This window comes from Methylophilus sp. E2MeOHC9 (assembly GCF_058744375.1).
This window is the reverse complement of record NZ_CP196024.1, coordinates 611,231-636,584: the sequence shown is the minus strand read 5'-3', so window position 1 is coordinate 636,584 and position 25,354 is coordinate 611,231. Positions and strand designations below refer to the sequence as shown.

At 50.2% G+C, this 25,354-nt stretch carries 26 protein-coding genes; 19 read left to right on the top strand and 7 right to left on the bottom strand.

The window, feature by feature from the left end; translation table 11 throughout:
• The first annotated feature begins 12 nt into the window (after positions 1-12).
• Positions 13-1,110, top strand: a complete 1,098-nt coding sequence (locus ACSSVF_RS03130; RefSeq protein ID WP_492405426.1) for a diguanylate cyclase domain-containing protein — start codon at positions 13-15, stop codon at positions 1,108-1,110.
• 13 nt (positions 1,111-1,123) lie between these two features.
• On the opposite strand, the gene ACSSVF_RS03125 is transcribed toward ACSSVF_RS03130, so the two are convergent.
• Positions 1,124-1,729, bottom strand: coding sequence for an HdaA/DnaA family protein (locus ACSSVF_RS03125; RefSeq protein WP_492405424.1), 606 nt, complete (start codon positions 1,727-1,729; stop codon positions 1,124-1,126).
• Between the two features lie 26 nt (positions 1,730-1,755).
• Complete coding sequence (locus tag ACSSVF_RS03120; RefSeq protein ID WP_492405422.1) at positions 1,756-2,886, bottom strand: AI-2E family transporter; 1,131 nt, start codon at positions 2,884-2,886, stop codon at positions 1,756-1,758.
• Positions 2,887-3,114: 228 nt separating this feature from the next.
• Between ACSSVF_RS03120 and purM the strand changes: the two genes are divergently transcribed.
• The 7 genes from purM to ACSSVF_RS03085 all read left to right on the top strand — a co-directional run bounded on the left by purM (position 3,115) and on the right by ACSSVF_RS03085 (position 11,587).
• Positions 3,115-4,107: a phosphoribosylformylglycinamidine cyclo-ligase gene (purM, locus tag ACSSVF_RS03115; RefSeq protein WP_492406297.1), complete on the top strand. Its 993-nt coding sequence runs from the start codon at positions 3,115-3,117 to the stop codon at positions 4,105-4,107.
• Positions 4,107-4,805: a DUF3108 domain-containing protein gene (locus tag ACSSVF_RS03110; RefSeq protein ID WP_492405420.1), complete on the top strand. Its 699-nt coding sequence runs from the start codon at positions 4,107-4,109 to the stop codon at positions 4,803-4,805. Before purM ends, ACSSVF_RS03110 begins: the two co-directional genes overlap by 1 nt.
• 27 nt (positions 4,806-4,832) lie before the next feature.
• Positions 4,833-5,900, top strand: coding sequence for a DUF3108 domain-containing protein (locus ACSSVF_RS03105; RefSeq protein WP_492405418.1), 1,068 nt, complete (start codon positions 4,833-4,835; stop codon positions 5,898-5,900).
• Positions 5,901-5,930: 30 nt separating this feature from the next.
• The gene (locus ACSSVF_RS03100) at positions 5,931-7,238 is read left to right on the top strand and encodes an RsmB/NOP family class I SAM-dependent RNA methyltransferase (RefSeq protein WP_492405416.1); all 1,308 of its coding nucleotides are present in this window, start codon (positions 5,931-5,933) and stop codon (positions 7,236-7,238) included.
• 357 nt (positions 7,239-7,595) lie between these two features.
• Positions 7,596-8,837: a dicarboxylate/amino acid:cation symporter gene (locus ACSSVF_RS03095; protein WP_492406296.1), complete on the top strand. Its 1,242-nt coding sequence runs from the start codon at positions 7,596-7,598 to the stop codon at positions 8,835-8,837.
• Positions 8,838-8,847: 10 nt separating this feature from the next.
• On the top strand, positions 8,848-9,375 hold the full coding sequence (locus ACSSVF_RS03090; RefSeq protein WP_492405415.1) for a GNAT family N-acetyltransferase: 528 nt from the start codon (positions 8,848-8,850) through the stop codon (positions 9,373-9,375).
• Between the two features lie 1,273 nt (positions 9,376-10,648).
• Positions 10,649-11,587, top strand: a complete 939-nt coding sequence (locus tag ACSSVF_RS03085) for a DMT family transporter (RefSeq protein WP_492405413.1) — start codon at positions 10,649-10,651, stop codon at positions 11,585-11,587.
• Between the two features lie 34 nt (positions 11,588-11,621).
• Here the strand turns inward: ACSSVF_RS03085 and ampD are convergent, their stop codons facing one another.
• Positions 11,622-12,170 carry a 1,6-anhydro-N-acetylmuramyl-L-alanine amidase AmpD gene (gene ampD / locus ACSSVF_RS03080; RefSeq protein WP_492405411.1) on the bottom strand — a complete coding sequence of 183 codons (549 nt, stop codon included), beginning with the start codon at positions 12,168-12,170 and terminating at the stop codon, positions 11,622-11,624.
• 126 nt (positions 12,171-12,296) lie between these two features.
• On the opposite strand from ampD, the gene ACSSVF_RS03075 reads away from it, so the two are divergent.
• Entirely contained in the window at positions 12,297-13,307 is a 1,011-nt protein-coding gene (locus tag ACSSVF_RS03075; RefSeq protein ID WP_492405409.1) for a sodium:calcium antiporter, read from the top strand.
• A 92-nt stretch (positions 13,308-13,399) separates the two neighbouring features.
• Here the strand turns inward: ACSSVF_RS03075 and ACSSVF_RS03070 are convergent, their stop codons facing one another.
• Entirely contained in the window at positions 13,400-14,896 is a 1,497-nt protein-coding gene (locus ACSSVF_RS03070) for a sigma-54-dependent transcriptional regulator (protein WP_492405408.1), read from the bottom strand.
• On the bottom strand, positions 14,896-16,509 hold the full coding sequence (locus ACSSVF_RS03065) for a two-component system sensor histidine kinase NtrB (RefSeq protein WP_492405406.1): 1,614 nt from the start codon (positions 16,507-16,509) through the stop codon (positions 14,896-14,898). The genes ACSSVF_RS03070 and ACSSVF_RS03065 overlap by 1 nt, the downstream gene beginning before the upstream one ends.
• Positions 16,510-16,785: 276 nt before the next feature.
• Here ACSSVF_RS03065 and ACSSVF_RS03060 point away from each other — a divergent pair, with 276 nt between their 5' ends.
• The 3 genes from ACSSVF_RS03060 to ACSSVF_RS03050 all read left to right on the top strand — a co-directional run bounded on the left by ACSSVF_RS03060 (position 16,786) and on the right by ACSSVF_RS03050 (position 18,294).
• Positions 16,786-17,370, top strand: coding sequence for an RNA polymerase sigma factor (locus ACSSVF_RS03060; RefSeq protein WP_492405404.1), 585 nt, complete (start codon positions 16,786-16,788; stop codon positions 17,368-17,370).
• Positions 17,367-17,738 carry a DUF3619 family protein gene (locus tag ACSSVF_RS03055; protein WP_492405402.1) on the top strand — a complete coding sequence of 124 codons (372 nt, stop codon included), beginning with the start codon at positions 17,367-17,369 and terminating at the stop codon, positions 17,736-17,738. Before ACSSVF_RS03060 ends, ACSSVF_RS03055 begins: the two co-directional genes overlap by 4 nt.
• A gap of 160 nt (positions 17,739-17,898) precedes the next feature.
• The gene (locus tag ACSSVF_RS03050; protein WP_492406295.1) at positions 17,899-18,294 is read left to right on the top strand and encodes a DUF3106 domain-containing protein; all 396 of its coding nucleotides are present in this window, start codon (positions 17,899-17,901) and stop codon (positions 18,292-18,294) included.
• Between the two features lie 118 nt (positions 18,295-18,412).
• On the opposite strand, the gene pbpG is transcribed toward ACSSVF_RS03050, so the two are convergent.
• Complete coding sequence (gene pbpG / locus ACSSVF_RS03045; RefSeq protein ID WP_492405400.1) at positions 18,413-19,477, bottom strand: D-alanyl-D-alanine endopeptidase; 1,065 nt, start codon at positions 19,475-19,477, stop codon at positions 18,413-18,415.
• 240 nt (positions 19,478-19,717) lie between these two features.
• Here pbpG and ACSSVF_RS03040 point away from each other — a divergent pair, with 240 nt between their 5' ends.
• The gene (locus ACSSVF_RS03040) at positions 19,718-20,077 is read left to right on the top strand and encodes a glycine cleavage system protein H (protein WP_492405398.1); all 360 of its coding nucleotides are present in this window, start codon (positions 19,718-19,720) and stop codon (positions 20,075-20,077) included.
• A gap of 61 nt (positions 20,078-20,138) precedes the next feature.
• Here ACSSVF_RS03040 and ACSSVF_RS03035 read toward each other — a convergent pair whose 3' ends face one another.
• Positions 20,139-20,333 (bottom strand): hypothetical protein, encoded by a 195-nt coding sequence (locus ACSSVF_RS03035; RefSeq protein ID WP_492405396.1) that lies wholly within the window; start codon positions 20,331-20,333, stop codon positions 20,139-20,141.
• Positions 20,334-20,463: 130 nt separating this feature from the next.
• Here ACSSVF_RS03035 and ACSSVF_RS03030 point away from each other — a divergent pair, with 130 nt between their 5' ends.
• The 6 genes from ACSSVF_RS03030 to ACSSVF_RS03005 all read left to right on the top strand — a co-directional run bounded on the left by ACSSVF_RS03030 (position 20,464) and on the right by ACSSVF_RS03005 (position 25,250).
• Positions 20,464-20,745, top strand: a complete 282-nt coding sequence (locus tag ACSSVF_RS03030) for an FmdB family zinc ribbon protein (protein WP_492405394.1) — start codon at positions 20,464-20,466, stop codon at positions 20,743-20,745.
• 17 nt (positions 20,746-20,762) lie between these two features.
• Positions 20,763-21,362 (top strand): DUF502 domain-containing protein, encoded by a 600-nt coding sequence (locus tag ACSSVF_RS03025; RefSeq protein WP_492405392.1) that lies wholly within the window; start codon positions 20,763-20,765, stop codon positions 21,360-21,362.
• A 31-nt stretch (positions 21,363-21,393) separates the two neighbouring features.
• On the top strand, positions 21,394-23,184 hold the full coding sequence (gene aspS, locus ACSSVF_RS03020) for an aspartate--tRNA ligase (RefSeq protein WP_492405390.1): 1,791 nt from the start codon (positions 21,394-21,396) through the stop codon (positions 23,182-23,184).
• A 120-nt stretch (positions 23,185-23,304) separates the two neighbouring features.
• A complete protein-coding gene (locus ACSSVF_RS03015) occupies positions 23,305-23,832 on the top strand; it encodes an adenine phosphoribosyltransferase (RefSeq protein ID WP_492406294.1) in 528 nt (175 codons plus the stop codon).
• Between the two features lie 77 nt (positions 23,833-23,909).
• Entirely contained in the window at positions 23,910-24,341 is a 432-nt protein-coding gene (locus ACSSVF_RS03010; protein WP_492405388.1) for a VOC family protein, read from the top strand.
• A 105-nt stretch (positions 24,342-24,446) separates the two neighbouring features.
• Complete coding sequence (locus ACSSVF_RS03005) at positions 24,447-25,250, top strand: quinoprotein dehydrogenase-associated SoxYZ-like carrier (RefSeq protein ID WP_492405386.1); 804 nt, start codon at positions 24,447-24,449, stop codon at positions 25,248-25,250.
• Positions 25,251-25,354 lie beyond the last annotated feature (104 nt).

The following is a 25,354-nucleotide window of genomic DNA, read 5'->3' as shown; positions in this document are numbered from 1 at the left end:
TTGTGCGGATCAATGATATGGCTGTTTATCGCCATGTATCAGCTTGTGTCTTTTTCGGAGCAAAAAGACTCGGTAGACCGCCAGCGTTATGATGTCGCCGCCCTGGGTAAAGCCATCACCAATGCTGAAAGCGGCCAGCGCGGTTATTTACTCACCGGGCATACGCTATTTCTCGACACCATGGAACAGGGACGGGCAGATACGCACAGAGTACTTGCCAGCCTGGAAAAACGAGCAGCCAAGGTAGGCGAAATTCGTCCGGAGCTGGAAAGGGTCAAACAGTTAATCCATCAAAAATTCGATGCCATCGATAAAAGTATCCAGGTACAAATGCGTGCCGGCTCTTACGCCTCACATCTGACCTTAAGCAAAGATAAGGGCCGTGAGTTGATGAAACTGATCAACGACCGTTTAGGCGAGATGGATGGCAAGCTGGAACATCTCAGGGGCGGCTATGAGCAGGAGATCAGGCAGCGTGTGGTTGAGGCTGTCATCGGCGCCATTTTGTTATGCATGCTGATTATTGGCGTGCTGCTATTTTCATATCGCAGTACCACTGACTTGCTAGATGAGGTGCTGAAAACCCAGGCTGTGACAGAGCAGTTGAGCCATGAGGTCGATCATGATTTGCTCACCGGATTACCCAACCGGCGCAGTGTAGATGAGCATCTGGAAACGGTGTATCAGCGAGCCAAGCATGTCTCAAAACCATTCGCTATCTTCTTTATGGACCTGGATGGTTTCAAACAGATCAATGATGAATATGGTCATGAAATTGGCGATGCCCTGTTGGTAGAAGTGGCTGAAATGTTTCAAAAAGTACTCAGGCAAACGGATTTCCTGGCCCGGCAAGGCGGCGATGAATTTGTGCTGGTGGTGGGTAGTTATTTGCACCGTATGGAGCTGGTGCAATTGGCGCAACGCCTCATCAAGTTATTTTCACGGCCCGTGATCGTCAGGACCATGGCGCTGAATATCGGTGTCAGTATCGGCATTGCCGAATATCCGCGGCACGGCAAGCAGGTGAAACAACTATTACACGCAGCGGATAAGGCGATGTATGTATCCAAGAAAAATGGAAAAAACTCGTTCAGCTTTGATGGCGAATAAGGGTTGATTCAGATCAGTTTGCCAGCTCCAGTTGCAGCATTTTTTTCAGCAGTGGCACAGTGACCGGCTTCTTGGTGATGAGCGACCATTCATCCAGTGCATCCAGCACCGAAACCAGCGTAGGTAAATCGCGGCGTAAATATTTCAGGCAGTAAGCGATCACTTCATCGGGCAGCTTCATGCCACGGTCTTGCGCATGGGCGCGTAAGGCATCGGCTTTTTCGCTGTCACTCAGCGGCTGCAGTTGGTAGACCAGGCCCCAGGCCAGGCGGGTAGCCAGATCATCGCGTAATCCCATTTGGGTGGGTGCATGATTGCCGGCAGTGACCAGCACACCGCCTTCGGCTTTAATATGGTTAAAGGTATCAAACAGGATGATTTGCGACTCTGCATCCAGGGTGTGTACATCGTCGGCAATATGCGCGCCCATGGCTTGGGCTGCCAGTAGCAGATGGGTTTTGCCACTGCCTGGCGCACCCCACAAAAACATGAATTGTGTGGGCGCCTGCCCTGCCAGGACAGTCTTCAAGCTGTTCAAGGCTTCGTCGTTTTGACCGATGATGAAATTGTCAAACCCTGGTGCAGCAGGTGGCTGGATATTAAGCAGTAATTGTTTCACAGCAAAGACTTTAGTTTGTTTGGGGATCAGTCATCCGTTAGTTGGATCACTGATGTCTGGCTGTGCAAGTAGGTCTCGCTACGCATATAACTTTTTTTCACATAACGCAAACCTACGGCAATGGCAGCGCTGACCGGCAAGGCCAGCAACACGCCGGTAAACCCAAATAGCTGCCCGCCTGCCATCAAGGCTAAAATCACCAATACAGGATGCAGGCCAATACGGTCACCTACAAGGATAGGCGTCAGGAAAAAACTTTCCACAAACTGGCCGACACCAAACACCAGCAACACTGGCACCACTTCTGGCAATGATGCAAATTGTAATAAAGCCAGCATGATGGCTAAAATAAATGCCAGGGCAAAACCAAGATAAGGTACAAAGCTAAGCAAACCGGCGATCATGCCGATAGAGAGTGCCATATCCAGGCCCACCAGCCATAAACCCACACTATAAAACACACACAGTGACAGCATGACGGATAGCTGCCCGCGCAGGAATTCGGCGACGACACTGTCGATATCTTTGGCGATTTTTTTAACACGGCCTATCAGGTCACGTGGAATCAATTCACCGATTTCGGTCATCATATCGTCCCAGTCGCGCAAAAAATAAAACAGCACCACGGGTAACAAGAGAATGTTGGCGAGCATGCCTATCAGGTTCAGGCCTTTTTGACCTGCACTCAGTAATACGCTGCCAACAAAGCTGCTCGCTGTTTGCCAGTGCTCAGTCACCAGTTTTTGTATATAGGCAGGGTTTACATTGAAACGGATGCCAAAACGCTGTTGCAACCAGGGCTCCACCTGCTGGTGAAAATGATCCACCAGGGCGGGCAAGCGTTGCACGATGAGCATGGATTGTTGTTGCAGTAGCGGGATGATGATCAACATCAAACCTATCAGCGCCAGGATCACGCCAGCCATCACTAACAACGTCGCCAGAGTGCGGCCGATTTTCCAGTGGCGGTATCCGGCTTCACTCAGCCGGTCTACCAGCGGATCCAGCATGTAAGCAATGACCATGGCTGCCAGAAAAGGCGTTAGCACAGGCTCCAGCAAGTAAAACAGGTAGATGAAAAGCGCTGCCACGATCCACCAGCGATTGTCGCTGACAAACTGAGTCACACTGGACTTTTGATACTCGTGATCTGACATGGGCGCCTGTAATGTATCCCTTCAATCCGGCATAGGTCGAACTGGCAAGATGCGTTAAAATAATGGTTATTCCTAAAATTATACTGAATTTCGTGGATGTCACGCGCTTTGTTGCAATATCCATGAATTTATATTGAATTAAATATTCATAGCATAGAAAGAAACGAGAGCACTTTGACGACTTCTTCTGATAAAACTTCTGTCACCTATCGCGACGCCGGTGTAGATATGGAAGCTGGTGATGCGCTGGTCGAACAGATCAAGCCATTTGCAAAACGCACCATGCGTCCTGAGGTCATGGGCGGCATTGGCGGTTTTGGTTCATTGTTCGCCATGCCGAAAAAATTCAAGGAACCCGTGCTGGTTTCGGGCACCGATGGCGTAGGCACCAAGCTCAAACTGGCTTTCCAGCTCAACAAGCACGATACCGTAGGCATTGACCTGGTCGCCATGAGCGTGAACGATATCCTGGTGCAAGGCGCCGAGCCGCTGTTTTTCCTGGATTATTTTGCCTGTGGCAAACTTGAAGTAGGCACTGCGGCTGCTGTGATCAAGGGTATTGCACAAGGCTGTGAAGAATCCGGCTGTGCGCTGGTGGGCGGTGAAACCGCTGAGATGCCTGGCATGTACCCAGCCGGTGAATATGACCTGGCCGGTTTTGCGGTCGGCTGTGTGGATAAAGCCAATATCATTGATGGCACGACCATCCAGGCGGGCGATGTGGTGCTGGGGCTGGCCTCCAGTGGCGCGCATTCCAATGGTTATTCATTGATCCGCAAGCTGATTGAAACTTCAGGCATCGATATGGAATCTGACTTCCATGGCCGTAAATTTAAAGATGTGGTGATGGCACCAACCAAGTTATATGTGAAGTCCGTACTCAAACTGCTGGAAACACTGCCAGTAAAAGGCATGGCACATATTACCGGCGGCGGCATCACCGAGAATATTCCGCGTGTATTGCCGGCAGGCCTGACTGCCGAAGTACAAAAATCCAGCTGGACATTGCCACCGTTGTTCCAATGGTTGCAAGCACAAGGCAATATCGCGCCGCAGGAAATGTACCGCACCTTTAACTGCGGTATCGGTATGGCGATTATTGTGGCCGCCGAACATGCGGAGCAGGCCGAGAGTGTATTGGCCTCTGCTGGCGAAACCGTTTACCGCATTGGCCAGATCCGTGCGCAACAAGCCGGTGAAGCGCCGACTGTGGTGGTGTAATGCATCCATTTTCCTTTCATCGTATGGTCGTCCATGGTCTGGCGGTAGCCCTGTTACTGGCTGCCACCGGATTGTCGGCAGCACCCAAGCAGCTCATCTTGAAATATGATTTGCTGCAACAGGGTGTGCCTATCGCCAGCGTGAAAGACCAACTGACAGTGACTGGCAATAAATACCAGATTGATTCACTGGCCGAAGGCAAAGGGATTTACAAGTTGATGGGTGAGCGCACACTTTCAAGTCAAGGCGATGTGGCTGAGAATGCTTTACGTCCTGCGCACTTTGAATCCCGTCAATCCAAGCATGCAGACAAAGCTTTGATCAATGACTTTGACTGGGGAAAAAAAGTACTGAAAATGCAGGTGAAAGGCGAGCAACAAAGCGAGAAGCTGGCTAAAGGCACGCAAGACCTGTTGAGTGTGATGTATTGCTGGATGTGGCAACCACCCAAAGGCAAACAGGTAAAACTAGCGGTGACTAACGGTAAAAAACTTGCACCGCATACCTTTGTGGTCACTGAAGAAAGTACGCCGTTACAAACGGAAGCGGGTACGTTTAATGTGATCAAACTGGCAGATAGCGACGGTGAGAAAACGCTGTATCTCGCCAAAGACAAAGGGTATCTTCCGGTGAAGCTGGTAGTCATGGACGACGGCAAACGCATGGAGCAAGTGATCACCAGTATCACTGGTCAGTAACGGGTATTCTCCACATCGGGAAAACACGTGATTAACATACAAGGCCTGTACAAGTGGATACGGCAACACGTTTCCTGGTCATTAGGGTTGGCGCTGTTCATCTCCTTGCTGGTGCATGTGTTTGTACTGAAAGAAGTCGCCTGGCGCAGTTGGTTTGTAGAAGATGAACCGCCACCCACCTTATTAAACGCGCAGTTAGAAGCTGCGTCTGGCAAGCCGGTATTGAAAGCGCCCGGCAAACCAGTCAGGCAACAAAAAGTGCCTGGCGTCAAACCTGAGCCATCTGCCCCGGTGACGCATTCGCCGCCGCCAGTCACTGAAGCACCGGATGTGTCACCGCCAGTAGCCACGAGTGAAGAGGGCGCAGAGAAAGCTGAAGAAGCCCGCCAGGCAGAAATCGCCGCCTGGCATGAGACTGACAACGCGGTTGCCGAGCCAGAAGCCGCATCGCCCCAGCCCTATCAGCGCGTCAGTACTGAGTTTGCGGTCTACGTGAATGGCGAAAAACAGCCTGCGGGTAGTGCGAAAATCGATTATGTGCAACAGCCATCCGGGCAGTATGCGCTGCGCTGGGTGGTTGAAGGGCGTGGACTGCTAAAGTTGCTCTACCCGACGCTGGAGCAACAAAGCCAGGGTGACATTGGCCCGCATGGATTAAAGCCGCATTTTTACCGATATGCGTTTGGCAACAAGAAAGACAAAATATACGAGGCTAATTTAGATTGGGAAACCAACTTGATTACCTTGAAAACAGCTAAGGGCGAGCAACGGACTGACCTGCCAAACAACACGCAAGACATCCTGAGTTTTATGTACCAGTTTATGTTTGTGCCGCCATTGCAGGAAATGCACATCGCCCTTACCAACGGGCGGCGCCTGAGCACTTACCAATACGAATTTGAAGGCGAGGATACCATGGTGATTGCCGACCAGACTATCCAGACCGTACACATTGCCCATACCCGTGGCGAGACGGACGAGAAAATAGAATTGTGGCTGGCCAGCGATTATCGCTATGTGCCAGTCAAGATCAGAAAACAGGAAAAAAACGGCATGGTGATTGAGCAAGTCGCCACGCGTTTGATCACTGAATAACGCAAGACGCAACATATTTGAAAGACATTCATGAACTCCACCCTTATGCGCCAAACGGCGGCTTTATTAAACGACATGCTGCAATTCGAGAGTCCGGCCGATGGCAAACTCAGCGAGTTCTTTCGCCAGCATAGGGAGCTAGGCACCAAAGAGCGCGCCTGGATCGCCGAAACCGCTTATGGAGTATTACGCCGCTACCGTTATTTGCGCGAAATCAGCATCACAGAAGCGGACGAGCAGGAAGATACCCGTAAACTGATCCTGGCTTATCTGATCAAGATCGAAGGCAAAAGCATACGCGACCTTGACGAGATGCTAGACGAGCGCCAAAAAGAATGGGCAGTGCAAATTAAAAGCAAAACCAGCGAAGGTTTTGCGCCCGCCATTCTGGCTGATGTGCGCGACTGGTTCTGGGATAAGCTGGTGGCGCAATATGGCGAAACTGAAGCCATGACCATCTGCCGCAGCATGTTTGAACAAGCCAGCCTCGATCTGCGCGTGAATACCATCAAGGCGACGCGCGAAGAAGTAATGGCACGCATGTTGGCCGAAAACACTGTGAAAGATAACGTGATCATCACCACGCCGTATTCGCCAGTCGGCATCCGCATGGGCGCACGCCTGAACATAGGCAAACATATTTTGTTTACCGAAGGCAAAATTGAAGTGCAGGACGAAGGCAGCCAGTTACTGAGTTATTTAGTAGCGCCCAAGCGTGGCCAGATGGTGGCTGATTTATGTGCCGGTGCTGGTGGTAAAACACTCGCGTTGGGGGCATTGATGAAAAACACCGGCCGTTTATATGCGTTCGATGTCTCAGAAAAACGCTTGAATAATTTAGGTCATCGCCTGAAACGTAGCGGTTTATCCAACCTGCAAGCGCAGTTGATCAACAACGAAAATGACTTAAAACTCAAACGCCTGAACGGCAAGTTTGACCGTGTGCTGGTAGATGCGCCCTGTAGCGGCTTGGGCACCTTACGCCGCAACCCGGATTTGAAATGGCGCCAGACCGAACAGGATGTTGCCGAGTTAAATGTAAAACAGACTAACATCCTGGCGCGTGCAGCCAAGTTGTGCAAAGCCGGTGGCAGGGTCATCTATGCGACTTGCAGCCTGTTGCGTGATGAAAACGAAGCGATTGCCGAAGCGTTTCTGCAAGCGCATCCAGACTTTAAATTGATCCCGGCGAGCGAAGTGTTGGCGCAGCAGAATATTGAACTGGATACTGGCGAGTATTTAAAACAGCTGCCGCATTTGCATGGAACAGACGGATTCTTTGCCGCAGTGTTTGAAAAAGCAAGCCCAGTAAAAGATGCTGAAAAAACCAGTGCCTGATTGGTAACATTAGCTAGCAATATATCCAGTCTTATCACCCGCTTCACAGCGCTTGAACCAAAACCTTTCGTCCAAGTTGGTAGCTAGCACTTGGACGAATCCAACTCTCGGCGGATACTCCAATTCTGATGGCATCTCCGCATTGTTTGCCCGTTAGCTCCAGCGCAATATCGAGTACTTCATCACGCCTGTTTAGTTGCCCAGTCATGGGCGCTCGTTTTTTGTATTTGCCGCAATGCCAGAAAGTATGTTGACCGATATACTTTCCATTAAGCATCATAAGTGCTGTGCGTATAGGTCAATGTCAGGCTTTTGGGTTATTCTTGAGCCCTATACGGTTATAAAACTATAGACATGATGAAACTCACTCTGAATCTGCAAATACTCATCGCTGCGCTCCTGGGCGTAGCTGGCGGTTGGGCATTGCATGGCTTGCCCGCTGATTCAGAAACAGCGCAGTGGAGCCTTTATGCAGCCAATCTGGTCGGTACGCTCTTTATCGATCTACTCAAAATGGTCATGATCCCGCTAGTATTCTGCGCCATCGTGACTGGCATCGCCAACCTGCGCCAACATAGCCAGATGAATACGGTCTGGAAAACCACCTTACTGTTTTTTGCGACAACCACCATCATTGCGATTGTGATTGGCCTGAGTGCCACACATATTGTGCAGCCTGGAGCTGGCTTGCATCTGGATATGTTTGCCGATGCCATGCAGCAGTTTGAATCCAAACAACTCACCTTGCCCGAATTCTTTACCCAGTTTTTGCATGGCATTTTCATGAATCCGTTCAAGGCGCTGGCCGATGGCAATATCATCGCGATTGTGGCATTTGCATTGGTGCTGGGGATTGCGCTGGTGATGGCTTCAGACCGTTATCCGCAATTATTGGGTCTGTTTGAAGAAGGCATGACGGTTTGCATGCAGATGATCAACTGGATTATGCGGCTGGCCCCTTTTGGCATTGCGGCGTTGCTGTTTAGACTGGTCGCCACGCAAGACGTGAGTCTGTTTGCGACGCTGACCAAATTCATCCTGTTAGTCATGGGCACCACCTTGCTGCATGGGCTGGTGGTGTTGCCAGCCTTGTTATATCTACTCACCCGCAAGCGACCATTATGGTTTTTGCGCAATGCGCGCGAAGCTTTGTTGACAGCATTTGCCACCAGTTCAAGCAATGCGACCATGCCGGTCACCATGCGCTGCACCACGCAGAACATGCAAGTGAAACCTGAAATCGCCGGGTTTGTCGTTCCCTTAGGGGCGACTGTGAATATGGATGGCACCGCCTTGTATGAAGCCTCTGCCGCGCTTTTTGTAGCGCAACTGGCAGGGATAGATCTATCCCTGGGTCAGCAACTGGTGGTGTGCTTTACCACCATGATTGCCGCCATGGGCGCGCCTGGCATCCCCAGCGCCGGCATGGTCACCATGGTGATGGTGCTGCAGAGCGTGGGCTTGCCGGCAGAAGCGATTGCGATATTACTGCCAATCGACCGCTTGCTGGATACAGTCAGAACCGCAGTCAACGTCGAAGGCGACATGATAGGTAGCCTGGTGGTACAACACGTGACGGAAACCAGATCTTCAAGCTAGAATTCATCCCATGTTAGAACAACGCATTGCTCAGGTATCAGATACTCCCGTCATTTGCGCATTGGTGAATGCAGCCTATCGCGGCGAGACCAGCCGTGCAGGCTGGACCACAGAAGCGGATTTATTAACCGGCGTGCGCACCAGTGAACGCACCATACAGGCGCTGATTGAAAGCGAAGAAGCGTGTATCTTACTCGGCGAAGAAGCCGGCGGTGTAGTGGCTGCCTGTATTTGCCTGGAGCGGCATCCTGAGCCTGCAGACACAGTGCATTTGGGCATGATTGCCGTTTCGCCCTTATTGCAGAATCGTGGTTATGGAAAAACCATGATACTCGCAGCAGAAAAACTGGCGAAGGCACAGTGGGAGGCGAAACACGCGGAAATGATGGTGATCAGCCTGCGTGAGGAGTTGATCGCGTTTTACCAGCGGTTGGGATACCATGCAACGGGGAAAACGGTGCCGTTTCCGCACCAGCCGGATATGTGGCAGGCGCAGGTTGAGAATATGCAGTTGATTGTTTTGCAGAAGGCGTTGTGATTGATTGTTGGTTGTAATGCCTGTCTTTTAGGCTTTTCGATGCTTAGTGATCTGTACGTTACTTCTAAGCGCGTCTCCTCTGTTCGTTTTGCTGGTGAGGGGTTTACAGAGCATGCTTTGCACCTGTGAGACGGCTGACTTATGATTTATTCTCCCTGCAATCAGTCGTCATTCTGGCGAAGGCCAGAATCCAGGCGGAGTTCATGCATCACCTGGATACAATAAAGAGTGAATGCTGCACCTTTTGTGATGTTCTAATCGTTATTTCTTTGGTTGGCTGATCAATCGATTTTTCTGCTTTATTACACCATTCCTTTTCGCCTGTAGGCGAGTGACTTGTTCTTTGCTTGCCCAAAGAACAAGTCACCAAAAGAAAGGGCACCCTAGCTTCCGCTTGATTCCTGCGTTGCTCGTCAAAATAAGCGGTCGCGAAACTCATCCTAGCGGCCTGCACACTACGCAGGCCACCGCGGGATTCGGACAGTCGCTCCCTTGTTTCTTATTTTGCCTGCGCTACTCGGCGCGTCAGATAGGGGCCCGGTTAAAACCACCACGATGAGATGTTGGTTAAACGTATAGCACTCAGGGCGCTAAGGGACTTCTTTAATTTCTAAAACAAGAGAACCTCACAAACCAATTCAATTGTTTTGTGAGGTTCTCTTGTTTGTTTTATTCAATGGTTGTACGGGACGCGATGTGAGAACCCTCACTTAACTAACTGCGTAGTGTTTTTCACGGGCCCCTATCTGACGCGCTGAGTAGCGCAGTCAGCGTGGGAGTGTTCGGCCAGCGCCTGTTTGAGCTCCGCGGTGGCTTGCGTCTTGTGCAAGCCGCTAGGGCGAGTTTCGCTGGACGCCCACGGTGACGAGCAACGCAGGGAACAAGCGGAAGCTAGGGTGTCTTGTTCTTTGCCTTCTTTCTTATGGACAAGCATAAGAAAGAGGGTCGCCTAGTGGCGAAACAGTACCTTACATAAGGCTCTAAATGGCTTCAAAATGAAGCCGATATGTTCTTCCCTGCCAGTAAATCACGCATTGAAGCCACCGATGCAAATACTGCCCGCTTGACCATCCCCTCAAATCCGCGTAAATTCCGCAACCTTATGCACAAGCACTTTTCCCAACTTCCTGTTGTGACGATGACCCGAAAGGCATTGTGGCTGGTCGCCACATCCTGTCGCGGTTGCTGCTTGTCTTAAACTTTTGCAACCGCGGGCTCTCCGCGGTTGATCTTGCATTGCCTTCCCGTTGAGCCCATGACATTCAGGGCTGAAATGAAACACGCTACCCATCCTTATTATGGCGCCATGCTGGTGCTGTTATCGTCTATTTTCGCTTCTTCAAAAGCGATCATGGCCAAGCTCGCCTATGTGTATCACATAGATACATCTAGCCTGATTGCCTTGCGCATGGCATTCGCACTCCCATTCTTTATTGGCCTGGGTTGGTGGGCCATGCGCCAGAAATCACCGGTGACGATGACAGCCAAAGATTGGATTTTTCTGGTGATTCTGACGACGGTTGGCGGTTATGGCTCAATGTGGCTGAATTTTGAAGGGCTGCATTATGTGTCGGCCGGACTGGAAAGAGTGATTCTGTTTCTCTATCCAACCTTGGTGGTTGTCATGAGTGCAGTCTTTTTTAAGCACCATATCACGCGGCGTGAATGGCTTGCCATGATCACCAGTTATGCCGGTGTCATCCTGGTTGTCTGGCACGATGTTGAATTTGCCACATTGCATTCAAGCGATACCCTGTATGGCGCATGGCTGATATTACTCAGTGCCATTATTTTTGCCGCTTATCTATTAGGTAGCGGGCAGTTAATTCCCAAGCTTGGTGCGACAAGGTTTACAGCCATTGTCATGAGTTTGACGACGCTCGTGAGTGCATGTCATTTTGGTGTTGATGCCTCTTTTTCGACACTCACCGTTTTCCCGCAAGAGGTGTATGTGTTGGCATTGTTAATGGCAGTGATAGCCACGGTATTGCCCACCATGCTGATGAATCTGGGTATTCATCAATTGGGCAGCCGTAAGGCATCGCTGATCAGCGCCATTGGCCCGGTGTCTACCATTGTGCTGGCTTATATCTTTCTGGATGAGCAGTTGTCATGGGTACAAGGGGTTGGCACTGTGCTGGTGATGACTGGTGTGATTGCGGTCAGTATGGATACCACGCCGCAGCCACGAGCGACGGATCCTGAGGTTTAAGCGTAGGTGGTCTTGGAAATGCCGGTGATGAGGATTATTTAACTCGTTGCCAATCAAAAAAGGGGCCGGGGTCTGTTTTTCTTCCTGGCGCGATCTGCGAATGACCGACGATATGTTTGATTGGATAGCGGTGTTGCAGGGCGGTAATCAGCGCTTGTAAAGCGAGATACTGCGCGTCATTAAAAGCGCAATCATCACTACCTTCTAGCTCAATGCCTATCGAGAAATCATTGCAGCGTTCCCGGCCCTGCCAGGCAGACACACCGGCGTGCCAGGCGCGCTGGTTGCAACTGACGAACTGGATCAGCTCTCCATCGCGGCGGATCAGGAAATGCGAAGAGACTTTTAAATGCGCAATCTCTGCATAATAAGGGTGCTCAGTGGCATCTAGCTGGTTGGTAAATAACTGGACGATGCCAGGGCCGCCAAACTGGTTGGGCGGCAGGCTGATGTTATGGATGACAATCATGTCAATATCAGTATTCGCCGGGCGAGGGTCGGTATTCGGTGACTGTATGACCTGGCAGGGGCTGGCCATACCTTGATCGTCAATTGTAATCGTGGTGGAAAGCGGTGGCGACATGCCAACATTGTAGGTGAATTTGGGCGAATTGCGTTATGATTCCGCCCGCAACCACACGTTTGTCATTCCATGCCGCTTTGGCGGAGGCCGCATGGAAAACTGATTGCCGCCAGACAGGAACGAGTCATGGTTTTCTTACAGTTATTCTTAATGTTGGTGGTGATACTGATCGCAGCGGAAGTGTTTACCAATGCGCTGGAGCACCTGGGTGAGCGACTGGGCATTTCAGAAGGCGTGACCGGGTCTATTTTTGCGGCAGTGGGCACGGCGTTGCCTGAAACGCTGGTGCCTTTACTGGCCATTTTCTCTTATACCTCATCCACTGGCGATAGCCATGCCGGTCATGATATTGGCGTGGGTGCGATTCTGGGTGCGCCCTTGATGCTGGCCACACTTTCCATCAGTTTGATGGCCTTGTCGGTCTGGAAGCGACGTGGCAGCGCCGGGCATATCCGCCCCGAGCGTACCGGGCTGGTGCGTGATCTGAATTTCTTTATCCTGGCATTTATCTTCGCCACGATCGCCATGTTTGTGCCGCACACCGAAGCCATGGTGCGCTATGCCATCAGCATAGTGATGGTGCTGATCTATTTTGTCTATGTGCTGATGACCATCAAGGCATCACGTGGGTTGGTTGAAGAAGGGCATGCCACCGAGGCCGAAGATGTCATGATGCTGGCCAAGCTTGGCTTGCCAACCAATATCTTCACCATCGTGCTGCAATTGCTGATCGGGCTTGGTTTGCTGATCGCAGGCGCCAAAGGCTTTATCAATGAGGTTGAAACGGCCGCCGCGATCCTGGGCGTATCAGCATTACTGTTGTCATTGCTGATTATCCCGATTGCCACCGAGCTGCCAGAAAAAGTAAACAGCATTTTATGGATACGCAAAGGCAAGGATACGCTGGCGTTTGGCAATATCACCGGTGCCATGGTGTTCCAGGGCACATTGTTGCCGGCCATCGGCATCATGCTGACAGACTGGGCGCCAAGAACAGAGGTGGCGCTGGGGATTTTGATCACCCTGCTGGCTGCGGTTTGGATGCGCTACCGCGTAGCCAAGGGTGGTTTACTGGTATGGCACCTGCTGGTCAATGGCCTGTTCTATCTTTTGTATCTGGCTATTGTGCTGAGTTAGTCATTTAACTAGCCATCTTTCAAGAAGAAGGTAAAACGGTCATTGAAACCGTTATATCTTCTTCCCACCCTGTGTTTCAACTCTTTTAAACCTTATTCCTCTTCGCCGTCGCTATCTTCTATATCCTGTTCTTTTGACAGGCCAAGTTTTGATAAGCGGTAGCGTAATGTACGGAAACTGATGCCTAGCAGTTTAGCGGCAGCGGTTTTGTTGTTATTGGTTTTCTCCAGCGCCTGCAAGATGGTGCGTTTCTCGATATCTTCCAGATAATCAGACAAGCTGACATCCATAGGCAACATGGTATTGCCAGCCGTGCCTGTCGCCCTTTCCAGTGGGGCGATCACTTCGCTATGCAAGGCATTGCTGGCAGGTGTGTCCACGCGGTCTTCTATGGCAGATGTGTTCCATGGCATCACCTGTCTGTCGCTCATTGGCGCCGCAGGCATATCCTCCAGGGATAAGTCTTCTATCGCGATGTTCAGGCCATCACACAATGCCAGCGCGCGTTCCAGCATGTTTTCCAGTTCACGCACATTGCCATGAAACTGTAATTGCTGGATATAGACTTTGGCTTCGGGCGCAATGCCGGGCTTGCTGATACTTTGGTTCTGGCAGAGTTTGCCCAGCAAGCGCTCGGTCAGTTCCGGGATATCTTCCGGCCGTTCGCGCAGAGAAGGCATTTTGAGTTGAATCACGTTCAGGCGGTAATACAAGTCTTGCCTGAATTCGCCTTTTTCCATCATGGCATTCAGGTTTTTGTGGGTAGCTGAAATAATACGCACATCGACTGTTTCTTCCACGGTGCTGCCAACCACGCGGACTTTCTTTTCCTGGATGGCGCGCAATAATTTCACTTGCATGGCCAGTGGTAAATCGGCGACTTCGTCCAGAAACAAGGTGCCGCCATTGGCAGCCTGAAATAAACCTTGCGTGTCCTGGATAGCGCCAGTGAATGAGCCTTTTTTGTAGCCGAAAAATTCACTCTCCATCAGGTTCTCGGGAATGGCGCCGCAGTTGACGGCAATAAAAGCCTGGTCCTTGCGTGAACTGTTCTGGTGGATCAGCCTGGCGGCCAGCTCTTTACCACTACCGGATTCGCCACTGATATAGACAGGTGCCTGGCTGCGTGCCAGCTTGGCGATCATGGTGCGTACATAACTCATGGCCGGGGAGGCGCCTATCAAATCGACGGTATTGGCCCCATGCGATTCTTTTTGTGAGGCGAGTTTCAGGGCAGATTCCACCAGTGGCCGCAATTGTTTCAAGGAGATCGGTTTGGTAATGTAATCAAATGCTCCGGCTTTTAACGCTGAAACTGCATTTTCGGCACTGCCGTAGGCGGTAATGACAGCGACTGGCAAACCAGGGAATTGTGCATTGATATGTTGCACCAGTTCCAGCCCTAAGCCGTCCGGCAGGCGCATATCGGTCAGGCACAAGTCATAACTGAAAGAGTGCAGCATATGTTTGGCGTCCGTGACATTGCTGGCGCTCTCTGCCTGTATGCCCATGCGTTCCAGTGTCAGGACGACTAATTCACGGATATCTGTCTCGTCGTCGACCACCAGACAGCGATAGGAGTTTGCCATTAAACGATTACCTTCTTAATTGTCAGTGAAAATTGTGTGCCGCTGGCCGTGCTCGAATAATCCAGTTTTGCGCCATTGGCTTCGGCCAGCTCGCGTGCGATAAACAAACCCAGGCCGGTACCGGTTTTTTCGGTTGTCATAAACGGCTCAAACAAATGCGGCTGGATTTTCGGGTCTATGCCGCTGCCATCATCTTTGATCAGCACGTGGATGAACTGGCCGCTTTTATCTCCAGATACTTTGAGTTGCAGGCTGCGCGCCTGTTGCTTGCTATGCCGCCAACCATTTTTACATAGATTCCAGAGTATCTGGTTGATATGTCGGCGATCAAACACGATGGTGCCGTGTCTTTCGGGGATGCTGAGCGTGAAATTCTGTGGTTCTATTTTTTCTACAGCGCAAAATTGCTGGTAAAACTCCTGCATAAACGTTTTGATATTAAAGCGTTCCTGATTGGTACGGTCCCTACGGTTCAGCTCCAGTACATCTTTAATGATCTGGTCCAGTCGCTGCACATTATCTGAAATGATTTGTAGCATGCGTTCTGTTCCCGGCTCCACGGAGTCTTCCTGCAATAACTGTGTGGCATGGCTGATCGCACTTAACGGATTGCGGATTTCATGGGCAATATTAGCGGTCAGCCTGCCCAGTGCCGCCAGTTTCACCTGGTGCGCTTGCGTCTGGATTTGTGACCAGTCCTCAATAAAAATCACCACCCCATTATTAATGTTTTCGGAAATGGCATGGAAACGGATGCCCAGGTCACGGTTATTGATGGTGAGTTTGGTGGCATCCTGCGGCGTCAGTTTGTTCGCGGGCGCGGTGAGCAATAGTTGGGTAATCGCTGGGGTGAGCATGCTCAACGCAGCTTGTGAGCGCACTGCTTCCTGGCACTGGCTGTCTTCCAACCCCAGTAATTTGCATGCCTGAAAGTTGTAATGTTTTAAGCGCTGATGCTGATCTATCACCAGCACGCCATTTGGCATTTCTTGCGTAATCAGCGCATTGGTCCTGGCAAGCTGCTCGATATCCTGGCCACGTTCAGTCGCCAGTTTTTCGCTGCTCTGCATGCGAGTGGTCAGCGTTTGTGCCAGCCAAGCCGTGGCAAAACAACTTAACGAGAGCAACACTGCACTGCTGTAATCGTTGTAACTATTGCCAAGCAGGCTGTGCTTCATTATGCGGTGCGTGTTTTCCAGCAATATACCTATCGTGGCAATCGCCGCATAGAACATGGCAAAGCGGCCATCGCTGATCAAACCGGCAAAGATGATGTTAATGATCAGCAACAGGCCGATACCACTCTGGCTACTTTGCAGGAAATGCATCATAACCACGATAAAAACGATATCCAGGCTGGTTTGCAGTTTAAGCGCGAGACCGCTTTTGGATTGCAGGCGCCTGAAACCGACGCTGACAGTCAGCGCATAAAAGAAAAACACGACTAGCGCCGCGAAAACATAGGCTGGTTCGGCAAATGTATGCCTTAAATATGGCCACAACTGGCTGCCCAGCAACATGCCGGAAGCGCAAAGGCGATACAGGCTGTATAGCCTGAGATGTTGTACATCGGGTGTTTTTTCAAGCTGATCGGCAGGCAATGCAGAGGCCATCACTCACGCTCCCAGGAGGCCGTAACTATGTTCAAGCGATGCAACTGCATGCCAGGTGTTGAAGCGCATTTTTGTTTGAGTGTCATGTGGTAAACCATCGTTTTGCAGCCATCAAGCCTTATTCTATCAGTAATAAAATTAAAACTGATATACTCCGATCAACAGGGAGATAAACGATGCCTATTTCTTTGACTGCCAAAAATACATACAAATGCAGCAAAGTAATAGTGATCGTCAAGTTGAAAACTTTGATTATCTCGGGGATTAGGAACCGTAGTGGCAAGTGCGCAAGAAATATCAGATTTTTTACGTCAGATTGAAAAGCGGGCATTCAGGCAAACTGCCTATGCCGTGCGTGATGACCATGCAGCGCTGGATATAGTGCAGGACGCAATGCTGAAATTGGCGGATAAATATGCCAATAAGCCGATTGCGGAATACCCGATGCTGTTTCAGCGTATTTTGCAAAATACCACACGCGATTTCTGGCGCAGGCAAAAGGTCCGTAATTTATGGACCTCTTTGTTTTCTTCTTTTGGTTCGCAGGACGACGAAGAGTTTGACCTGCTGGAAACCATAGATGTAGAAGGGACTGAAAGTGACCCTGCCGAACAGTTACAGCGCTCGCAAACCATGACCTTGATAGGAAAAGCGCTAGAAAAATTACCAGCACGTCAACGAGAAGCATTCGTATTGCGTTATTGGGAAGAATTGGATGTTGCCGAAACTGCGGCCGCGATGGGTTGTTCGGAGGGAAGCGTTAAAACGCATTGCTCACGCGCGGTCGGTGCTTTGTCGTTGTCATTAGGCCAGGCCGGTCTAGGCGTCCAGAAGTTGCAAAAAAGAGGAGTAAAGCCATGAGGAAACAGCGTCATCCGGAAGACGACTTGTCACCCCCTCTGCGCGAATGTGTGGATTTACTGAAAAATGATGTCCGACCATTATCCGCAGAGGTTGAAACCCGTTTAAATGAAGCCAGGCAGGCTGCTTTGCGGCGCTTTGCCGAAACCAAGCGAACGTCACCCGCAGTGGGTGATATTTTGTCGTGGGCGTCATTTGGCCATCCACGCATGATGGGCGCTGCAGCGTTGTCTGTGTGCCTGGTGGTTGGGGTGCTGATGGTGTCTATGCAGCACAATGATGATGCCATGCTGTTGAGCGCAGATTTGCCGATAGAGGCATTTGTCGATAATGGCTTTGAGCCCTGGCACTATTCAGACCATATCTGAGGTTCAGGGTATGCGTATTAAATTACTGGAACAATGAGAAGTGATGCGAAATCATTCGTTTGTATTAAGCTGGGTGGTATTGTCTTTGAGTGTCGCTGCCAATGTGCATTTGGCACAAGCGTTAGCCGCTGATGTTTACTCTAGTACGTCGTTGCTGGCGATGGCGGATATCGGTGCGATCAAAAATGATCTGTCACCGGATGATCCTGCGGCCAATGTGACATGGGTGCAATTAACGGAGCAGCAGCGTATGGTGCTGGCGCCGTTAAAAACCGAGTGGGATACATTGCGCCCGTGGCAGCGCGAAAAAATGCTGGATATCGCCCGTGAGTATCCAAAGATGGATGCGCAGAAACAGCAGCGTGTGCAAAAACAGCTGGTAAAGTGGAGCCGCATGACACCTTATGAGCGTGAAAATGCGCGTAAACGCTACCAGCAGTTCCAGAGCTTGACGCCTGATAAGAAAGAAGCGCTACGCAAGCAGTGGAAAGAACATCAGCGTAAAGCCGCGGCTAATGAAGGTTATGATCCGGAGTTTGATGGTGCTGAGCCTTAGGCTGGATTTAAAACTACTTGGATTTAAAGTTAGGTAGTGAATTAGGCTTAGGCCTGGTTTGGCGAGGTGCAATAAAAAGTCCGCGAATAACGCGGACTTTTTATTGCATTCAATCTGATCAGTTAGCGTCTTCGCCCAATGTCTTGCTCATGGATAAACCTGTCAGCACGATGTCACCGCGACCATCATTATGTGAACTCAGCGTGCTGTAATTATGTTCCATCCATTTTTTGATGCGTTTGGCATCGCCGATACGAGTCAGTTTGCCGACAGAATCCAGTAATACTAGGATCAGTGGTTCGCCGGCAATGGTGGCTTGCATGACCAAACAGCGCCCGGCTTCACTGATGTAGCCGGTTTTTGATAAGCCGATTTCCCAACTGCTACCTGTGTTTTCCCTGACCAATGCATTGGTGTTATGGAAGTGTAGTGGTTGTCTTCTGTGAACGTTCAAGTCGTAGTCAGAAGTGGTGGTGATCTGGCGTATCATGGGGTATTGGTATGCCGCATGTACCATTCTTGCCAGGTCCATCGCGGTAGAAACGTTGTTGCTGTTCAGGCCGGTAGAATCTTCAAAGTGGGTGTTCATCATGCCCAGGCTGGCGGCTTTGGCATTCATGTCCTGGATGAAGCGTTGTTTGCCACCCGGGTAATGCGTGGCCAAAGCGGAGGCGGCGCGGTTTTCTGAAGCGATCAATGCCAGGTTCAGTAAATCTTCACGTGTCATGGTGGTGCCCACCGGCAGGCGTGAAGAAGTGCCTTTTAGATAGTCCACATCCATTTCGGTAATGGAGACTTCATCATTCAAGTTGAGTTTGGCGTCCAGTACCACCATGGCTGTCATCAGTTTGGTGACAGAAGCAATCGGGGTTGGGGTGTCCAGGTTTTTTGAATAAATGATTTCGTGAGTGTTCTGGTTCATCACCAGCGCTTTGGTCGAAGCGATCGCCAAATTGCTGTTGCTTGATTTGCCTGTAAACGAATCAAACATTTCTGCATCTACTGCAGATTTTCGTGCGTGCACCTTGGCTGGGCGCATGGCTTTGGTTTTATTCGGATTGATACGGTATTCTGAAGAAATACGTGGGCTATATTTTTTCTGCTTGCTGGCAGAAACAGCGTGTTTTTTAGACGGAGATTTTGCAATCGCTTGACCTGCTGGCGCAAATGCGATGGAACTCACCAGTAAAACTTTAAGACAATGCTTGAAAAAACTCATAATCCACCTTCCACAAACCAGTTTTATTATTGCCCAGTTATTATTCATCGTCAATCACTTATCGCAATTTTTTAGTGTAAAAAGTTAAACCTTTACAACAACTGGTGCAGTAAGTGAATACTGAATAAGCGTTGGTGTGGTTAATAGACTATGGCACAATCATTATCACCTAATTTTTTGATTTCTAATCTTATGTCAACAGGCTTGAAATACCTCTTTTCTAAAGAACACACTTGGGCGGCGCAGTCGGAAGATGGCTCATGGCTAGTTGGTATCAGTGAATATGCGCAAAATATGCTGGGTGATGTGGTATTTATTGATCCACCTAAGGTCGGCCAGGCGGTTGAACAATTTGCTGTCTGCGGCCTGATTGAGTCGGTAAAAACCGGCTCTGATATTTATGCGCCGCTGACCGGCACGGTGCTGGCAATCAATGAAGAAGCGTTGTCTTCGCCTGAAAAAGTGAATGACCACCCCTATGCCACCTGGATTTTCAAGCTGGAAGCCAGCGCCAGTGGCGCTGAGGCATTGCTGGATCAGGCCGCATATGAGGCGCAAGTCTAGCCGAATTTAAGTGTAGCCAATCAAACTATAACCAGCCTTGGTGGCTGATAAACGTTGCAGCCTATTTAAGCTTGCGGATAGTCAGGGTAGGTTCGGCATATAGTAAATCCGTGACCACGACAGAAAATGTACGCGCTTTTTGCGGGGTGCTATGGAGTGATAGCGGTTGGTGATGTGCATTGAGGTCGCGGCTGACCAATCCTAAAAATACAAATAAGGTGGAAAGTGCCACGGTTCTAGCATTTGTTTGTTGCATGCAAATATCCTTAAAGTCTTTTTAATTCAATTACATCGCGGCTGCTTTGATGTTTTACAGCGCGAATCAGGTATAATTTGCCGCTTGGTAAATCTTTTTCAGCAAGTTGTCCTTTGGGTTGCGTTTACATATGCCTATCTACGATTTTCAATGTAGCGAATGCGGATATCAGCAAGAGCTGATGCGCAAAGTTTCTGCCCCTAATGTGGATGAATGTCCACAATGCAAACAGCAGACTTTTTCTAAAAAAGTGTCTGCGCCTAATTTTCAGCTGAGCGGCAGTGGCTGGTACGCGACAGACTTTAAAAACGGCGGTGCTTCCAGCAGTAAAGCTGCTGAATCCACCAGCGCCAGTACAGACACTGCCAGCCCAGCAGCTGCTAAATGCGCTACCGGCTGCGCCTGTCACTAACCTCGAAAAATATCACCATGAAAAAATATTTCATTACAGGCTTGCTGGTGCTGGTCCCGTTATTCATTACGGTATGGGTGCTCAAAACTTTAGTGCAAACGCTGGATCAGAGCTTATTTTTACTGCCGACGGCCTGGCGTCCAGTGACCCTGCTGGGCATTGATATCCCCGGTTTTGGTGTGATTCTGACGGTTGTCATTGTGCTGGCGACCGGCCTGGTGGCGACCAATATCTTTGGCCAGCAATTGATAGAGCTGTGGGAAGGCCTGCTTATCCGCGTGCCGGTGGTGAAATCCATTTATTCCAGCGTCAAACAGGTATCAGATACCTTGTTTTCAGATTCCGGCAATGCCTTCCGCCAGGCACTGTTAATTGAATATCCCCGCCAGGGCGTATGGACCATCGCTTTCCTGACCGGCACGCCCGGTGGTGATGTCGCTAATCACCTGCAGGGCGAATATGTCAGCGTCTATGTGCCTACTACGCCTAACCCGACCTCGGGCTTTTTCCTGATGTTACCCAAGGCGGATGTGATCACGCTGGATATGAGTGTGGATCAAGCCTTGAAATACATTATCAGCATGGGTACAGTGGCGCCTTTGCCCAAGCAGCATTAATCGCAACCCTTTTAACTTTAATAAAATATATATGATGCGTACACATTACTGCGGTCACCTGAACCGCGAACATATTGGACAAACTGTGACACTGTGTGGCTGGGCCCACCGTCGTCGCGACCATGGGGGCGTGATTTTTATTGATTTGCGTGACCGTGAAGGCCTGGCGCAAATCGTGATTGACCCGGATACCAAAGAGGCTTTTGCCATTGCAGAAACCGTACGTAACGAATTTGTGTTGCGTGTGGTCTGTAAAGTGCGTGCCCGCCCTGAAGGCACAGTGAACAGCAACTTGCCAACTGGCGAAGTCGAAATGCTGGCGACTGAGATCGAAGTATTGAATGCTTCATTGACGCCACCGTTTATGCTGGATGATGACACGCTGACTGAAACCGTGCGCCTGGAGCATAGATATATCGATTTGCGCCGTCCGGCCATGCAGAAAAACCTGATGCTGCGTTATAAAGTGGCAAAAAACCTGCGTGACTACCTGGATGAAAACGGCTTTATTGAAGTAGAAACACCGATGCTGACACGCTCTACTCCAGAAGGCGCGCGTGATTACCTAGTGCCTTCGCGTGTGCATCACGGCCAGTTCTTTGCCTTGCCGCAATCGCCACAATTGTTCAAACAATTGCTGATGGTGGCGGGTTTTGACCGTTATTTCCAGATCACCAAATGTTTCCGTGACGAAGATTTGCGTGCAGACCGCCAGCCGGAATTCACCCAGGTGGATATCGAAACTTCATTCCTTGAAGAAAACGACATCATGGACCTGGTGGAAGAAATGATCCGCCGCATGCTGAAAAAAGTGCAGGACGTGGACTTGCCAGCGCAGTTCCCGCGCATGCCATTCAGCGAAGCGATGAACCGTTACGGTTCAGACAAGCCGGATATGCGCGTGACGCTAGAAATCACTGAACTCAGTGACGTAATGAAAGATGTCGATTTCAAGGTATTTGCCGGTGCTGCCAATATGGTGGGTGGCCGTGTGGCGGCGATCCGCGTGCCTAACGGCGCGGCTATCAGCCGTTCCGAGATTGATGCTTACACCGAGTTTGTAAAAATCTACGGTGCCAAAGGTCTGGCATATATCAAGATCAACGATATCACCAAGTTGAACGAAGAAGGTCTGCAAAGCCCGATCGTGAAGAATATTCATGTCAATGCGCTGCAAGCGATCATTGACCGCACTGGTGCGCAAAATGGCGACATCGTGTTCTTCGGTGCCGATAAAGCCAAAATCGTTAATGAGGCATTGGGTGCATTGCGTAGCAAAGTCGGCCACGAAAAAGGCCATCTGGATGGCCGTCAGTGGGCGCCGTTGTGGGTGGTTGATTTCCCGATGTTTGAGCATGATGAAGAGAATGACCGCTGGGTGGCTCTGCATCACCCGTTCACTGCACCTAAAGAAGGCCATGAAGATCTGTTGGTCAGCAATCCTGGCGCATGCTTGTCTAAAGCCTACGACATGGTGCTGAACGGCTGGGAAGTGGGCGGCGGTTCCGTGCGTATCCATAAGCAGGACGTGCAGTCCAAAGTATTCGATGCGTTGAAGATCAGCAAGGAAGAGGCGCAAGAGAAGTTCGGCTTCTTGCTGGATGCCCTGCAATACGGTGCGCCACCGCATGGCGGCCTGGCTTTCGGCCTGGATCGCCTGGTGACATTGATGACAGGCGCTGAGTCTATCCGTGATGTGATCGCTTTCCCGAAAACGCAGCGCGCGCAGTGCCTGATGACCAATGCCCCTAACGAGGTGGATGAGAAGCAATTGCGTGAATTACATATTCGCGTACGTCAGCAAAATACGGCTACCAGCTAAACATGTTTGCGCTGGCATGGTTCGCGATGCCACACAATAAATAAACATGCAGCCATCATTAAAAGCGCGTCCAGCCGGGCGCGCTTTTTTCTTACAAGCTAACAGTTGATTCGCAAGGTGATGATGTTTGAGACTTTGATTCGCACGATTCCTGACTATCCCAAACCTGGTATCCAGTTCAGGGATATCACCACTTTGTTACAGGACAAGCAGGGGTTTGCCGCTGCCATTGATATCCTCGGCCAGCATTATCAGGGCCAGGTTTTCGATAAAGTAGTCGCCATGGAAGCGCGCGGATTTATTATCGGCGCCGCGCTGGCGGTGAAATTAGGCGCTGGCTTTGTACCCGCACGCAAACCCGGCAAGTTACCCTGGGCGACGATTTCGCAGCCCTATCAGTTGGAATATGGCAGTGATGCCCTGGAAATTCATCAAGATGCCATCCAGCCGGGTGAACGCATCCTGTTGGTAGATGACTTGATCGCGACTGGTGGTACCGCGATGGCGGCGGTGGCGCTGGTTCGCCAGTTAGGTGGCGTGGTCGAACAGGCTGCCTTCGTTATTGACCTCCCAGAGCTCGGCGGTATGCAGCAATTGGCAGCTGCCGGCGTACAAGGATTTGCCCTGTGTCAATTTTCAGGGCATTGATTAAAGCGCATTAGTTTGTACACAACAAAATTTGTACTATAGTTGCCGACTTGCATCAATGAATCTATAAGGTAATCATGCCACTGACCGAAATCAATCACGTTAATTTCCGTTCTGACCGCGACACCATGCACAAACTGCGCGATTTTTATTGTGATGTGCTCGGGCTCACGGTTGGCAAGCGTGTAGCGAGTACCACTTATGGCTACTGGCTTTATATCGGCAATAATGATGTGATCCACCTGGCGGAATATAAAACTGCTGAAGCGCCGCAATTGCATGTGCATGGTACGTTTGACCATGTGTCGTTTACCTGTACCGATATGCCGGAGATGGAAGCGCGGCTGCAAGCACATGCGCTGACCTATACCACCCGCATACTGGCCAATGGCATACACCAGATCAACATGCGCGACCCGGCCGGCAATGGCGTCGAACTGAATTTTGAAGAATTTGCCGACCCGACTTACGAAATGCGTCCTTCCGGCGACCCGAGCAAGCTTGCTTGAGCATTCAATCATGTGTGATGGAAATCACAGATTGAAGTTGTGTTTTCAGCAGAGAATGGCTTTGATGCAAATCATATAATTACAAAGCGATATATGGGGAATACGATGAATAGAGCATGGATATTGGTAGCAGGCATTTCTGCCTTGTGTTTGAGTGGCTTAGGTTTCAGTACCTTGGCGCAAGCTGAAGCAGATCCGAAATTATGGACGGTGGTGAAAGAGGCATTCTTCCCCAAACGTGATATCCAGGAAGTGGATTTCTTGAAGATTGAAGCGCCACGGCGTGCAGAAAGCGGTGCACAGGTGCCGGTGACACTGATTTATGACAAAGCAGCCGCCAATGGCATAGCCATTAAAAAACTGTATGTGATCGTCGATGCCAACCCGATTCAACTGGCGTCAACCTACCATTTAACCGATGGTTTAAACGGCTTCCAGATGGCGACCAGGATACGACAGGAGTCAGATTCTTTCGTGCGTCTGATTGGTGAAACAGCGGATGGCAAGCTGTATATGACCAAGCGCGAAATCCGTGCCGCGGGTGGCTGTGGTGGTACGGTAGATAATAACGAATCCGAAGTGCGTGCTGCTGCGGGAAAAATAAAATTCAATGTAGACGCGCCAAAAATGGGTGAGCCAGCCACCGCGACTTTTAATATCAAGCATGTCATGCGTACCGGCCTGCAGCGTGATCTGGTGTCACAAGGTTATGTGCCGGCGTTTTATATCAATAAAACCACTTTTACCTATAACGGTAAAGAACTAATGACGGTAGATGTGGGCGTAGGTACCAGTGAAGATCCTTACATGAAATTCAGTTTTATCCCTGATGCTCCAGGCAAGCTTGAAGTCGTCGCTACGGATAATGAAGGCAAGTCTTTTACGCAAACTGCCGATGTTCATAGTTAAGCTGACATGCATATAAAAGGGCCTCAAATGAGGCCCTTTTTTTATGGCATTTAACATTCAGCAGTCGGTGAACTGTGCACGCACAGTGTTAAAATTAATTCACT

Excerpts from the sequence above, each read along its gene's own strand:
- ACSSVF_RS03130 (WP_492405426.1), top strand. The coding sequence starts at position 13 with ATGATATGGCTGTTTATCGCCATGTATCAGCTTGTGTCTTTTTCGGAG.
- ACSSVF_RS03120 (WP_492405422.1), bottom strand. The coding sequence starts at position 2,886 with ATGTCAGATCACGAGTATCAAAAGTCCAGTGTGACTCAGTTTGTCAGC.
- purM (WP_492406297.1), top strand. The coding sequence starts at position 3,115 with ATGGAAGCTGGTGATGCGCTGGTCGAACAGATCAAGCCATTTGCAAAA.
- ACSSVF_RS03110 (WP_492405420.1), top strand. The coding sequence starts at position 4,107 with ATGCATCCATTTTCCTTTCATCGTATGGTCGTCCATGGTCTGGCGGTA.
- ACSSVF_RS03100 (WP_492405416.1), top strand. The coding sequence starts at position 5,931 with ATGAACTCCACCCTTATGCGCCAAACGGCGGCTTTATTAAACGACATG.
- ACSSVF_RS03095 (WP_492406296.1), top strand. The coding sequence starts at position 7,596 with ATGAAACTCACTCTGAATCTGCAAATACTCATCGCTGCGCTCCTGGGC.
- ACSSVF_RS03090 (WP_492405415.1), top strand. The coding sequence starts at position 8,848 with ATGTTAGAACAACGCATTGCTCAGGTATCAGATACTCCCGTCATTTGC.
- ACSSVF_RS03085 (WP_492405413.1), top strand. The coding sequence starts at position 10,649 with ATGAAACACGCTACCCATCCTTATTATGGCGCCATGCTGGTGCTGTTA.
- ampD (WP_492405411.1), bottom strand. The coding sequence starts at position 12,170 with ATGTCGCCACCGCTTTCCACCACGATTACAATTGACGATCAAGGTATG.
- ACSSVF_RS03075 (WP_492405409.1), top strand. The coding sequence starts at position 12,297 with ATGGTTTTCTTACAGTTATTCTTAATGTTGGTGGTGATACTGATCGCA.
- ACSSVF_RS03070 (WP_492405408.1), bottom strand. The coding sequence starts at position 14,896 with ATGGCAAACTCCTATCGCTGTCTGGTGGTCGACGACGAGACAGATATC.
- ACSSVF_RS03065 (WP_492405406.1), bottom strand. The coding sequence starts at position 16,509 with ATGGCCTCTGCATTGCCTGCCGATCAGCTTGAAAAAACACCCGATGTA.
- ACSSVF_RS03055 (WP_492405402.1), top strand. The coding sequence starts at position 17,367 with ATGAGGAAACAGCGTCATCCGGAAGACGACTTGTCACCCCCTCTGCGC.
- ACSSVF_RS03050 (WP_492406295.1), top strand. The coding sequence starts at position 17,899 with ATGGCGGATATCGGTGCGATCAAAAATGATCTGTCACCGGATGATCCT.
- ACSSVF_RS03035 (WP_492405396.1), bottom strand. The coding sequence starts at position 20,333 with ATGCAACAAACAAATGCTAGAACCGTGGCACTTTCCACCTTATTTGTA.
- ACSSVF_RS03030 (WP_492405394.1), top strand. The coding sequence starts at position 20,464 with ATGCCTATCTACGATTTTCAATGTAGCGAATGCGGATATCAGCAAGAG.
- ACSSVF_RS03025 (WP_492405392.1), top strand. The coding sequence starts at position 20,763 with ATGAAAAAATATTTCATTACAGGCTTGCTGGTGCTGGTCCCGTTATTC.
- aspS (WP_492405390.1), top strand. The coding sequence starts at position 21,394 with ATGATGCGTACACATTACTGCGGTCACCTGAACCGCGAACATATTGGA.
- ACSSVF_RS03015 (WP_492406294.1), top strand. The coding sequence starts at position 23,305 with ATGATGTTTGAGACTTTGATTCGCACGATTCCTGACTATCCCAAACCT.
- ACSSVF_RS03010 (WP_492405388.1), top strand. The coding sequence starts at position 23,910 with ATGCCACTGACCGAAATCAATCACGTTAATTTCCGTTCTGACCGCGAC.
- ACSSVF_RS03005 (WP_492405386.1), top strand. The coding sequence starts at position 24,447 with ATGAATAGAGCATGGATATTGGTAGCAGGCATTTCTGCCTTGTGTTTG.